The organism is Vibrio sp. TRT 29B02 (assembly GCF_050113655.1).
GTDB lineage: Bacteria > Pseudomonadota > Gammaproteobacteria > Enterobacterales > Vibrionaceae > Vibrio.
Genome location: NZ_JBNJOJ010000005.1, coordinates 56,825 through 69,298, shown reverse-complemented (window position 1 = coordinate 69,298; position 12,474 = coordinate 56,825). Strand labels below are relative to the sequence as shown.

The 12,474-nt window shown below is 46.0% G+C and carries 8 protein-coding genes; 5 read left to right on the top strand and 3 right to left on the bottom strand.

From position 1 onward, the window contains the following. Nucleotides 1-14 precede the first annotated feature (14 nt). The gene (gene pdxH, locus ACQEXT_RS04665) at nucleotides 15-650 is read right to left on the bottom strand and encodes a pyridoxamine 5'-phosphate oxidase (RefSeq protein ID WP_426950831.1); all 636 of its coding nucleotides are present in this window, start codon (nucleotides 648-650) and stop codon (nucleotides 15-17) included. A gap of 212 nt (nucleotides 651-862) precedes the next feature. On the opposite strand from pdxH, the gene ACQEXT_RS04660 reads away from it, so the two are divergent. Genes ACQEXT_RS04660 through ACQEXT_RS04645 form a run of 4 tightly spaced genes read left to right on the top strand, consistent with a single transcriptional unit; the run spans nucleotide 863 to nucleotide 7,013 of the window. Further along, a complete protein-coding gene (locus ACQEXT_RS04660; RefSeq protein ID WP_138970873.1) occupies nucleotides 863-2,254 on the top strand; it encodes an HlyD family type I secretion periplasmic adaptor subunit in 1,392 nt (463 codons plus the stop codon). Next, the gene (locus ACQEXT_RS04655) at nucleotides 2,255-2,965 is read left to right on the top strand and encodes a transglutaminase-like cysteine peptidase (protein ID WP_426950829.1); all 711 of its coding nucleotides are present in this window, start codon (nucleotides 2,255-2,257) and stop codon (nucleotides 2,963-2,965) included. A gap of 5 nt (nucleotides 2,966-2,970) precedes the next feature. Then, nucleotides 2,971-4,881 carry a bifunctional diguanylate cyclase/phosphodiesterase gene (locus tag ACQEXT_RS04650; RefSeq protein ID WP_138970872.1) on the top strand — a complete coding sequence of 637 codons (1,911 nt, stop codon included), beginning with the start codon at nucleotides 2,971-2,973 and terminating at the stop codon, nucleotides 4,879-4,881. Nucleotides 4,882-4,898: 17 nt separating this feature from the next. Then, a complete protein-coding gene (locus tag ACQEXT_RS04645) occupies nucleotides 4,899-7,013 on the top strand; it encodes a type I secretion system permease/ATPase (protein ID WP_426950828.1) in 2,115 nt (704 codons plus the stop codon). A gap of 81 nt (nucleotides 7,014-7,094) precedes the next feature. Here the strand turns inward: ACQEXT_RS04645 and ACQEXT_RS04640 are convergent, their stop codons facing one another. Then, complete coding sequence (locus ACQEXT_RS04640) at nucleotides 7,095-9,644, bottom strand: glycosyl hydrolase family 18 protein (protein WP_426950827.1); 2,550 nt, start codon at nucleotides 9,642-9,644, stop codon at nucleotides 7,095-7,097. A 351-nt stretch (nucleotides 9,645-9,995) separates the two neighbouring features. Then, the gene (locus ACQEXT_RS04635; RefSeq protein ID WP_426950826.1) at nucleotides 9,996-11,393 is read right to left on the bottom strand and encodes a tryptophanase; all 1,398 of its coding nucleotides are present in this window, start codon (nucleotides 11,391-11,393) and stop codon (nucleotides 9,996-9,998) included. Nucleotides 11,394-11,817: 424 nt separating this feature from the next. Here ACQEXT_RS04635 and ACQEXT_RS04630 point away from each other — a divergent pair, with 424 nt between their 5' ends. Next, the gene (locus tag ACQEXT_RS04630) at nucleotides 11,818-12,462 is read left to right on the top strand and encodes a DUF2057 family protein (protein ID WP_426950825.1); all 645 of its coding nucleotides are present in this window, start codon (nucleotides 11,818-11,820) and stop codon (nucleotides 12,460-12,462) included. Nucleotides 12,463-12,474 lie beyond the last annotated feature (12 nt).

The following is a 12,474-nucleotide window of genomic DNA, read 5'->3' as shown; positions in this document are numbered from 1 at the left end:
AGCGGCGTATTTTTTTATGGTGCTAAGCGGTCAATATGCCACTCTTGAGCTTGTTTTGAAAACAAGAAGCGGTCGTGAAGGCGATGCTCACCGCCCTGCCAAAATTCGATACTTTGCGGCTTAATTCGAAATCCGCCCCAGAAACTCGGTACAGGGATTTCGCCTTTTTCAAACTTTTGTTTGAGCTCTAGAAACTTACCTTCTAACACGCCACGAGCACTAATACGGCTGCTTTGCTTACTGGCGATTGCCGCCAACTGACTTGCCTTGGGACGAGAAGAGAAGTACTTCATGTTTTCGACAGCAGATAGCTTTTCAGCCACACCCGTAATATGCACTTGACGCTCAAGTGGATGCCAAGGGAAATGCAGGCTAACTTTTGCGTTCGCTTCAATCTGCTGGGCTTTACGGCTACCAAGGTTGGTATAAAAAACGAAACCATCTTGATTGACATCTTTTAGTAGCACAATTCGTTGGAAAGGTTGCCCTGATGCATCCACCGTTGCGACCGTCATTGCCGTTGGGTCAGTCAGCTTAGCGTCGATCGCTTGCTGAAGCCATAAATCGAATTGGGCAATCGGATCCGCTAGCAAGTCTTTTCTACGCAAGCCACCTTTGGTGTACTCACGGCGAATATCTTCAAGTTCCATCTTTTCTCCTTGGCGAAATTTTTTGTCGATTGTGCGCCCTTAATTACAAGAACTCAAGCCTAGCGCGATGGATAACGCTACACTCTATACAAACTAGCTATTAAAACATCGCTATATATCAATTAGAGGAACAAAACTGACAGCAAATCCTTAACATTTTAGGCAATGAATAATAAAATCAATTAAATAACACCATTTTACAAGGATCACCAATGAGTAAGAGCAGTTACAACAAGCTTACTCCTGACGAGCTGGATTACGTTGACGATAAAACAGCCGCTCTATTGCTAAATACGCCAAGCAGCGCTCGCATCATGCTGTGGGTAATGGTGGTCTTTTTCGTGTTTGCCATTCTATGGGCATCATGGGCAGAGATCGATAAAGTGACCGTCGGTCAAGGCAAAGTTGTGCCATCATCCCAGGTTCAGGTCGTACAAAACCTTGAAGGAGGTCTGGTAAAAGAGATCTTGGTTCGCGAAGGACAAACGGTTGAGAAAGGTCAGCAGCTACTGCTTATCGATGATACTCGATTCCGCTCAGACTACCGTGAACGAGAGCAACAGGTTGCCAACTTAACCGCAAGCGTTCTGCAACTTTCAGCCTCGATCACCAGTGTCGATATCGATGAGGAGTTCAACGAAAATAATTGGCAAAAAAACGTCCAATTGAATTTTAATAAACTTGCTTTCCCACCCACTTTAAGTGAACTGCAACCAGACTTGGTTGCACGTCAGCGCGCTGAATATCGCCAAGATCTTAATAATCTTCGTAACCAAATCTCACTGATTGACCAACAGGTAAAGCAGAAACAACAGGATCTGGTTGAAATTCAGGCACGAATTGTAAACCTGCGTGAAAGCTACCGCTTTGCAAAAAAAGAGCTGGAAATTACCCAGCCTCTCGCGGATGAAGGGGTTGTACCGCGTATTGAGTTGCTCAAGCTTCAACGCCAAGTCAACGATACTCAACGTGAGTTAACTTCAAGTGAGCTAAAAATGCCGGTGCTTAAATCAGCGATTCGAGAAGCGATGTTGAGCCGCATCGACGCTGCGCAGAAGTTCCGCTCTGAGCAACAAGAAAAACTCAACCAAGCGCAAGACAAGTTATCGTCGATGACGGAGTCAACGGTTGGACTTGAAGATAGAGTAAACCGTACAGTCGTGACCTCACCTGTCACGGGTACAGTAAAAACACTCAACGTCAATACTGTCGGTGGCGTTATTCAACCAGGTATGGATATTGTTGAAATTGTCCCGAGTGAAGATACCTTGCTGGTTGAAGCAAAGATTGCTCCCCAAGATATTGCGTTTCTACGTCCAGAGTTACACACCATCGTTAAGTTTAGTGCGTATGATTTCACTAAATACGGTGGTCTAGAAGGCACCTTGGAACACATCAGTGCAGATACCACCACTGATGAAGAGGGCAACAGCTTTTATCTGGTTCGTATTCGTACTAAAGAAACCAGTCTTGACAAAGATAACACCTTGCCAATCATACCTGGTATGACGGCTTCGGTAGACATTATTACTGGTAAACGCACCATCCTTGAATATCTGCTCAAGCCGATACTCAGCGCCCAAAACAACGCGCTAAAGGAATAGATGTATGGTCAATTACGTAGGGATGCACGCTTGAAAGCTCGCTTCATATTGAAGTCAGCATTAGTAGTTACACTACTTTTGCTGGCATCAACCACCTCGTTTGCTCTTAACACTCAAGAGCAACGTTGGATTGATGCTGTGCGTAAAACTTACGGCGAGCGCGCAGGGAGACGCGTTGAGACATGGCGCAAAGAGATGTCTCAATACAAATCGCTGTCTGAGCGTCAGAAACTGACTAAGGTCAACAATTTCTTCAACCAACTCAATTTTGTCAATGACATTAACTTGTGGGGACAAAATGATTATTGGGCAACACCCCTCGAATTTCTTGGCAGTAATGCGGGGGATTGTGAAGACTTTACCATCGCTAAATATTTCTCCCTGCTAGAACTTGGCGTTTCCGACAAAAAATTACGCTTAGTGTACGTAAAAGCTATCGAACTGAATCAATTCCATATGGTGCTCGCCTACTACTCAAAGCCAAGTGCAGAGCCCATACTGTTAGACAATATCAACCCAGAAATAAAACCAGCTTCAACGCGACGAGATCTGTTACCTATCTACAGTTTTAACGGTAAGAACTTGTGGTTAATGAAGTCGAAAAACGGACAACTCGCGGGGGAATCATCGAGGTTAAGCCTATGGAATGACCTACGTGCTCGCGAGAAATCGCTCAAACTTAATAAACCCATAGTTAACTATGATGAGTAGGCAATATGACGTTATATAAACAACTTGTCGCGGGCATGATTGCGGTGATTTTGATGTTATTGATTTCGGTGTTTATCATCGAATTCAACACAACACGAAGTAACCTCATTCAACAACAACGCTCTGAGGTGAACAACACCATCAATACCGTGGGGTTGGCTTTAGCGCCCTATTTGGAAGACAAGGACCAAGTGGCCGTTGAATCAGTAATCAATGCGCTTTTCGATGGCAGTAGCTATTCGATTGTTCGCCTGATCTTCCTAGACACTGGCGATGAAATACTCCGTTCATATCCGATCAAACCAAACAATGTGCCTAAGTGGTTCACTAACCTTAACTTGTTTGAGAAGATCCATGATCGTCGGGTCGTGACCAGTGGTTGGATGCAACTTGCCGAAGTTGAGATTGTGAGTCACCCTGGGGAAGCCTACACCCAGCTATGGCTTGCATTTGAGCGTCTAGTGATTGCATTCTGTATCATCATGCTCATTGGCTTGTTCTCTATCTCATTCATCCTCAAGCGTGCGCTGCGCCCTCTTCAACTTATCGTCAATAAGATGGAACAGGTTGCTAAAAACCAGTTTGGCGAGCCGCTACCAAGACCTGCAACCCAAGATCTCATCTATGTTGTCGATGGTATCAACAGCATGTCGGCACAACTTGAAAAGTCGTTCCAAGCTCAAGCAAAAGAAGCACAACAACTGCGTGAACGCGCCTATATCGACCCTGTTTCACAACTGGGTAACCGCGCATACTACATGAGCCAACTTAATTCTTGGATTGGTGAAGGCGGTATTGGTGGTGTGGCGATTTTAGAAGCGAGTTTTATCCGCGAATTGTATGATGACAAAGGCTACGAAGCAGGTGATGGCATGGTTCGTGAGTTAGCCGATCATCTTAAAGTTTCTCTCTCGTCACCAAACGTGACACTCGCGCGTATCTCTACGGAAGAGTTTGGTTTCATCTTACCGAATACCGAAGAACCCGATCTCAAACTCATCGCAGAAAGTATCGTTACTTATGTCCAAGATATAAATGCCGACCCAACTGGTATGGCTACGTCTAACTTGGCGTTAGGTGTTGTTTACAACAAAGCCTCCACCAGCTCGTCTGAATTGTTAACCATGCTCGACAACGCTCTGGCCAATGCAAAATCAAATCCAGAGCTGAGCTATGGTTACGTCACAGGCGAACGCAGTGAAGGGCTGATGGGTAAACAGCAGTGGAAAAACTTGGTGGAAGAGGCCATCAGCAACGATTGGTTCAGTTTCCGCTTCCAGGCAGCTAATGACAGCTGGGGTAAGGCTTACCACCGAGAAGTGTTCTCTGCGATTGAGAAAGATGGCGAGCGATACAGTGCAAACCAATACCTTTTCGCTCTTGAACAGCTTAACGCCAGTCATCTGTTCGATGAGTACGTTATCGAATCTATTGTCAAAAGACTTGAATCTGGAGAGTTTGAAGAGCCGATTGCCATCAACATTGCACAGAGCAGCATTTCACAACCAAGCTTTATTCGCTGGGTAACGCAACTGCTTAACAAGCACAATTCAATCGCGTCATTACTGCACTTTGAGATTCCAGAAAACTGCTTTATCAACTCTCCGCACCATACGGCGCTATTCTGTAATGCCGTCCGTGCTGCTGGCGCAGATTTTGGTGTTGACAACTATGGACGTAATTTCCAATCATTGGATTACATCAATGAATTCCGTCCAGCTTATGTGAAGCTTGATTACTTGTACACGCATCACCTTGATGATGAGAAACAGAAGTTCACTCTGACTTCGATCTCTAGAACCGCCCATAACTTGGGCATTAAGACGATTGCATCGCGTGTCGAAACTCAGACGCAGCTGGATTTCTTATCAGAACACTTTATTGAAGTCTTCCAAGGCTTTATCGTAGATAAATAACAATATAAAGGTATAGCATGCAGGATCCGCTATTAAACTCGCTTATCTACGTCAGTCGATACTACGGTTTAGCAAACTCTCCAGAGGCACTCATCAATGGCTTACCGCTTTCAGACGGTAAGCTAACCCCTTTTCTTTTCCCGCGTTCCGCTGAACGCGCAGGCTTAGTGGCGAAAGAAAACCGATCGGCATTGACCGACATATCTCAATTAGTCCTACCGGTGGTGTTGATACTCAAAAGTGGCGATGCTTGTGTATTGAACAGCATCAATGACGATAGGAGTGAAGCCGAAATCGTAACCGGAGCGTCAGGCTTGGTACCCATTTCGATTCCACTCAAGGAACTGGAAGAGCTCTACATAGGACGCTACTTTCTGGTCAAAAAGCAGTTCCGCTATGACGAACGCTCCCCTGAAGTACTCAAGACGCGTGAAGGGCACTGGTTTTGGGGAACGATCTGGCAATCGAAAAAGATCTATCGCGATGTACTTATCGCCTCGATTCTGATCAACTTATTCGCCATCGCCGCGCCAATGTTTACTCGTTTGGTCTACGACAAAGTCGTGCCTAACCTAGCGTTTGAAACCCTGTGGGTTTTGGCCAGCGGTATCTTTGTCATCTTCTTGTTTGACTTAACCCTCAAGTTACTGCGCAGCTACTTTATTGATGTAGCCGGTAAGAAATCCGACATACTGATCTCCTCGAAACTGTTCAGCAAGGTAATGGGAATTCGAATGGAAGCTCGTCCGGCTTCTGTCGGTGCCTTCGCCCGACATTTGCAGGAGTTTGAATCGATTCGTGAGTTCTTTACTTCGGCGACTATAGGCTCTTTGATTGACCTGCCTTTCGCGATTCTGTTCCTGATCTTGATCTGGCTGATGGCAGGTAACTTGGTGATCGTGCCTATCGTCGGTGTATTAATTCTGGTTATTTACTCACTACTGATCCAAGGTCCGCTTCGACACACCATCGAAGAGGGTTCACGCTTGGCGTCGCAGAAGTATGCCAACCTGATTGAGAGCTTGTCTGGCCTAGAAACGGTCAAACTGTTTGGTGCACAAAGCCAGTTCCAGTTCCGCTGGGAAGAAGCAGTGGCTCACATGGCGAACTGGAACATTAAGAGCCGCAGAATCACAGATGGGATTCAAAATACCGCAGGCTTCGTTCAGCAAGCTTCTAACGTCGGGATGATTATACTGGGTGTTTACTTGATCGCAGAAGGAGACCTTACAATGGGTGGCCTAATCGCGGCGACCATGCTCAGTGGCCGAGCAATTGGTCCTATGGTTCAACTGTCTCTGCTATCGACTCGCTACAACCAAGCAAAATCGTCAATGACCATCATTGAGCAGGTGATGTCGATGCCAGATGAGCAGGAAGAAGGCAAACGCTACATCCACCGCCCGATTGTGCATGGCAAGATTGAACTGGATAAGGTGACGTTCCACTATCCAGATTCACCGATAGCCTCTATCCGTGATTTAAGTTTGACCATCAACCCAGGTGAAAAAGTCGCCGTTATTGGTCGAATAGGTTCCGGAAAGACCACGCTAGAGCGATTGATCATGGGGCTTTACAAGCCGACCGAAGGTCATGTACGTATCGATGACACCGATATTGATCAACTGCACCATATTGATATTCGCCGTAACATTGGCTGCGTGCCGCAAGACAGTCAATTGTTCTATGGCAGTATCCGCGACAACATTACGCTTGGCCGTCCACTCGCCGATGACCGTGATGTTCTCGATGCAGCGAACCGTGCTGGTGTTACCGTGTTTACTCAGCAGGACCCTGCCGGTTTAGAGAGACAAGTCGGTGAAGGGGGTATGTTGCTATCTGGCGGTCAACGTCAGGCAGTCGCCATTGCCCGTTCACTGCTCGGTCGTCCTCCAGTATTGCTGATGGATGAGCCTACCAGTGCGATGGATAACCGCTCAGAAATGCACATTAAGCAGCAACTAGCCCAACTTAAGGCGAGTGAAACCTTGATTTTAATTACCCACAAGACGTCGATGCTCGATGTGGTTGACCGCGTCATTGTGATGGAAAAAGGCTGTATCATTGCAGACGGTCCGAAATCGGAAGTTCTTAACAATCTGAAGCAAGGTAAAGTGAGAGCCGTCAACTAGTTAGTTGTTTTGGCTAAATTTACAACATTAAAAGCCATTCGGAACCGAATGGCTTTTCATTTAAATAACTATTGATCTAAGTTATTGTGCAGAGCAGTCAGCGATACCGACTTGTTTCCACACTCCCCATTGTCCGGAGTTCAATGGGTTCTCTCCAATGTTTGCATACCATTTGTTTTCCCATACATAACCTTCCCATACTACCTGAGTACCTGAGTTTGGATAAGGAATGGTGGCATCCCACAAGTTGTCACACTGACCACCAGTGCCCGTTGAGGCAGCGACAACAACCGTACTTGATGCCGCCGTCGTAGCCTGGCCATCACTAACCGACACAGTGAATATCAATGAAGTGTCCTGGTTATACTCTGGCGCAACAAAACTCACAGACGCTCCGTTGATCGTCGCCTCGAGACCCGCCGGGATTTGCCAGCTGTAAGTAAGAGGATCGTTATCTGCATCTGTTGCTGAGGCGGTGATTTGCACCACATCACCCTGACTTGCATTAGCAGGTGCCGAAACTTCTACTACAGGAGCGTGGTTTTCAACTGGCTGATCGGCTGGATTAACAGTGACATTGACGGTATCAGTGGCGACCGCACCCTCGTTGTCAGTAACGCTCAATTGGAATGAAAGTGTTTCCGCTTGAGTGACTTCAACAACATCGAAGCTTGCTAAAGCTGAGGCCGCTCCGCTCAGGCTGACAGACGTACCCGCCGTCTGTGTCCACTGGTAACTAACGATGCTGCCATCACTATCACTAGAAGCACTGCCATCAAGTGTCACACTTGCAGGGCCAACAACCGTAACATCCGCTCCGGCGCGAGCAATTGGATTGCGATTATCAGGCGTTACACTACCGTCAGCCAGACCCTCATGCATTGCGTTTAAGATATCACCATTATCTGCATCCAGTTCCCAAGAGAAAAGACCAGCAAGACCAAGTTGACGTACGTAGTTACCTTTAGCAATCACAGAACGCGAATCATCAAAAGTAATTAATTTGCCAGTACTTGGGTTCCATACCCACGGTGCTTGTGCTTGATCATCATAACCATACTGGAAGCCATTAATGCCTGTATTATCCGCACCCAGCATGTAAGACTTAATGCCTTTGTAATCAATCACACCCGCTTCCCAGACACCTTGAGCAGTGGTGCCTGTTAGAGGACCACTACCTGTACCTGTCATTGGGTCAGTTGGATCGGACAAGGTATCCGGAGTCACACCGTCCCAGCCACGGCCATACATCGCCGCACCCAGCACAAGTTTGTTCGCTGGAACACCCTGCGCCAACAGAGCCTGAATACCATTGTCTGCCGTGTATGCCGGACCTTTGTATGCTTCACCATTCTCATCAACACCGCTACCATCACACTGGCCCGGGCGCATAAATGTGCCACAGTAAAGCGCCGTCTGATGTCCTGGAACATTGTTCCAACCACCATAGAAGTCATAGGTCATGGCAAAGATGTAATCCATGTATTGAATTGCATTGCCATAATCGACATCTTCAATCTTATCGTAGCCAACACCAATCGCAGATGTCAGTTCATAAGTGCGTCCAGTCTCCGCTTCCAGATCATCAAGCATAACGCGCAGTTCCTGCATCAAAGCGATGTAAGCAGGGCCATCATTAACTGGGTCCCCTAAATCCGCAGCGGCACCGCCACCACCTGGGAATTCCCAGTCAATATCAACGCCATCATAGAACTTCCATGTTTTCAGGAATCGTTTTACGGAGGCGACAAAAGTGTCTCGATTGGCTTTGGTGGTAAAGTCGAAAAATGGGTCGGAAAGTGTCCAACCACCAATTGAAGGTATGATTTTAAGATCTGGATTACGCTGTTTAAGCGCCATTAACATACCGTAGTTGCCCTTGATTGGCGTACTGTACTCATGGCCTGCCTGAGTGAAGCTTTTCTGATAAGCAGCCCATGGGTCGTGAATGACAACTTCATAGTCAGACATTCCCTGACAAGCGGTGGTAAGCGCTTGGAAACTATTTCCGCCTACCGCTTTCAGTGACTCATTCGGGCCACAAATTGGGATAAATCCGTAAAGAATGTGAGTAAGGTTATCCGCTGGAATATTATCTACGGTGAAGTCTCGACCATAAATACCCCACTCTACAAAGTAAGTACCGACGACGGTATTAGGGTCGGTATTATAAGACTTGTTATTGGCATCAATGTTCATCTGCAACGGCGCTAAATGAGCGCCATCAGTATCAGCAATAACGATCTCTGCGGGGTCACTGGTGCTACAGACTGTAGCGTCACATGCTTCAACGGTAAGCTGGTAACGACCAGCTTGGCTATAGGTGAAGCTAGCAACGGTTTGTGCGCCATTAATCGGGCCAGTCGCGACTTGCTGACCATCAAAGTAGATCTTATACGTGTCACCAGTAACACTGCTACTCCACTGGTTAAACTGAATAGCGATGTCGACCAGTTCGCTATATTGGACCATCTGGTCATAGCCAGAAGTGGTTTCCATTGCTAATTGAATTTTCGAAAACTGAAGATCATTCGAACCATTTTTATCCACTATCGGCACTGCAGGCGCCGCCACTGCTATGCCCGACATCGCCAATACGATACTCGCGGCACACAAAGTTATACGATTCATACCTATTTCTCTCATTCCTTGTTTGTCGACTCTAAAATTAGAGTTCAATCTGCTCCCCACAAAACAGAGAACATCCCGACAAGTATTTAAGAAACTTCCGTTATTTAGGTATGACGATAACTATGACTTTCGAGTGAAAGTCAGAAATTAACAATTTGTTATCAGGTTATTGCATCGCAAAGAAGACATTGTCCCAAAAACCAACAGTTAGCATTAAGTATTATAGTGATAGATCTATTAGATAATTTTCAGACTATAAATCTATTTATCAACAACAAAGAGATACATAAAACTGCCGCACTCAACGAGTACGGCAGTTATTTAGTAGCAAAATTTGCAAGAATTTACGGATTATTTCGACTTAAACCGCGCCGTGAAATGACGCAGAACGGGCGGTTCATATTCAAAAGTAAGCCCTTTTAGCTCATGTGCACGCTCTTTTAACTCGATAATCGCATCCGCAATGTAATCCATATGATCGTTGGTGTAGACGCGGCGCGGAATCGTCAAACGCATTAGCTCGAGCTCCGATGCTTTCTGTTCCCCAGTAGCAGGATCACGACCTAACAATAATGAACCAATCTCGACAGCTCGAATTCCGGCTTCTAGATATAAAGCATTACACAGTACCTGAGCTGGAAACTCATCGGCTGGGATATGTGGAAGAATCTTCGCAGCGTCGACAAAGACTGCATGTCCACCCGTTGGATACTGGATTGGGATACCTGCCTCTCTTAGTCGTTCACCCAAATAGGCGACTTGACTGATACGATAGTGAAGATAGTCCTCATCAGCACCTTCATACAGACCACGAGCTAAGGCCTCCATATCACGTCCCGCCATACCGCCATAAGTAACGAACCCTTCCATTGGAACACAGCGGGTACGCACGGCCTGAAACAACTCTTCATGATCTCGGATACAACACAGACCACCGATATTCACCATTGGATCTTTTTTCGCAGACATCGTCAGCATGTCGCCGTACTGGTACATTTCGCGAATGATTTCTAACATCGACTTATCTTGATATCCCACTTCTCGTTGCTTTATAAAATAAGCATTCTCACAGTAGCGTGCGGAATCGATCACCACTGGAATATCATTCTTTGCCGCAATCTCATAGACAGCACGCATGTTTGCCATCGAAACAGGTTGACCACCCGAGCTGTTGCACGTAACCGTAGTGATGATGGCACAGATGTTTTCAGCGCCATATTCAGCAATAGTGGATTGGAGCTTTTCGAGATCAAAGTTACCTTTCCAATCATATGGCGTAGTGGTGTCAAAGGCATGTTTATCAACCACGTTGATTGCCTTGCCACCGTTCAACTCGATATGACCCGCCGTTGTATCAAAGTGATAATTAGAGATAAAAACCGGATCTTTACCGCCACGTACGGCTTTCATACGTTCGATCAGCGCCGGAAATAGAATCTGTTCAGCACCACGCCCTTGGTGGGCAGGAACGGTAAGCTTATAGCCAAAGAAATGTTCCACAGCGGCACAAAGATTGTAGTAGTTACGGCTACCAGCATACGATTCGTCCCCCATCATGAGACCGGCCCACTGATTATCACTCATGGCACCGGTTCCAGAGTCGGTTAACAGGTCGATATAGACATCATCACTTCTAAGCAAAAATGGATTTAATCCTGCTTCGTTCAACGCTTTAACACGATCGTCATATGTCGTCATTTTGATCGGTTCAACCATTTTGATACGGAAAGGTTCTGGGATACGTTTCATTGTGAATTTCCTTAAGATAGATCTGTTCGATTCGCGATGTCATGTCGCGAATGAGTTTAGTTAAGATGTATTTAATTAGGCGCGAGCGCACCTGAGGGAATTAACGAAACGTTGACTCTTTATTGAGTAAAGATAGGGTGTAGTCAATGTTATACCATGACGACAACACTAGTCTGTTGTCTAACATATTTGTATATGCCACAGCATCATCCTCCTGATTCATTGAACACTTCATTGAGTATAGCGGAAACAAAACACCAGTTACCGTGAAACATAGCTCAAATTTATCACTCGCAACGCGCACTCATATAAGTGACGTTACGCTTTGATGAATTTTTCAAACTTCTCACATTTGTTTATTGAAATCATTGAATGAGCTAGGCACTCTCTTAAACAATAAATGCCTGTTTACTAGGAAACAAAAATGAAAATTAGAACCACACTACTTGCCGCTGTAACGCTAGGTATCAGCGCAACTGCTGCTGCGGATGTCACAATCGCTATTCCAGACACCATTGATGTTTTGGTGGTTAACGACAGTAAACCCGATGTCTCTGGCAGTATTTTTTCGGCTACCAAGACCCTGACCCTACCCGATGGTGAAAACCAAATTTTGTTCAAGTACCAGCCCTATTTCGATCAAGGCAAAGACCGCATCATTCTAGAAAGCGATCCCATCATTGGTACCTTTACCGCAAGTGATACTCAGCTCGAGTTTGACTTACCTAAATATCGCAACGAGCACGACGGCGCGAAGCAAATTCGTAACCTTGAATGGGCATTGATCGATACCAGTGGGCAAGCGATCGAAATGAAGCAAGACAAACTGGTGAAAGATGGTATGCAGATTGGGCGCAACCATCAAATTGAACTGGCGGATTACAACCGAAGAGGCGGAGTTGCGGCAGTTTCAACTACCGCAGTGGTTGCCGTCACTCTTCCAGCTAAACTGGATCAGAACAACGTTCAAGTTGGAGACAATACCGCTGAAGAGATGCTCCATTTTTGGTACAGCAAGGCCGACGCGGAGACTCAAGCTCGCTTCAAAGCCTTTATCAACAAGCAGTAATTTCATCTGTGC

Coding starts and splice junctions, on each gene's coding strand:
- pdxH (WP_426950831.1), bottom strand. CDS start 650: ATGGAACTTGAAGATATTCGCCGTGAGTACACCAAAGGTGGCTTGCGT.
- ACQEXT_RS04660 (WP_138970873.1), top strand. CDS start 863: ATGAGTAAGAGCAGTTACAACAAGCTTACTCCTGACGAGCTGGATTAC.
- ACQEXT_RS04655 (WP_426950829.1), top strand. CDS start 2,255: ATGTATGGTCAATTACGTAGGGATGCACGCTTGAAAGCTCGCTTCATA.
- ACQEXT_RS04650 (WP_138970872.1), top strand. CDS start 2,971: ATGACGTTATATAAACAACTTGTCGCGGGCATGATTGCGGTGATTTTG.
- ACQEXT_RS04645 (WP_426950828.1), top strand. CDS start 4,899: ATGCAGGATCCGCTATTAAACTCGCTTATCTACGTCAGTCGATACTAC.
- ACQEXT_RS04640 (WP_426950827.1), bottom strand. CDS start 9,644: ATGAATCGTATAACTTTGTGTGCCGCGAGTATCGTATTGGCGATGTCG.
- ACQEXT_RS04635 (WP_426950826.1), bottom strand. CDS start 11,393: ATGAAACGTATCCCAGAACCTTTCCGTATCAAAATGGTTGAACCGATC.
- ACQEXT_RS04630 (WP_426950825.1), top strand. CDS start 11,818: ATGAAAATTAGAACCACACTACTTGCCGCTGTAACGCTAGGTATCAGC.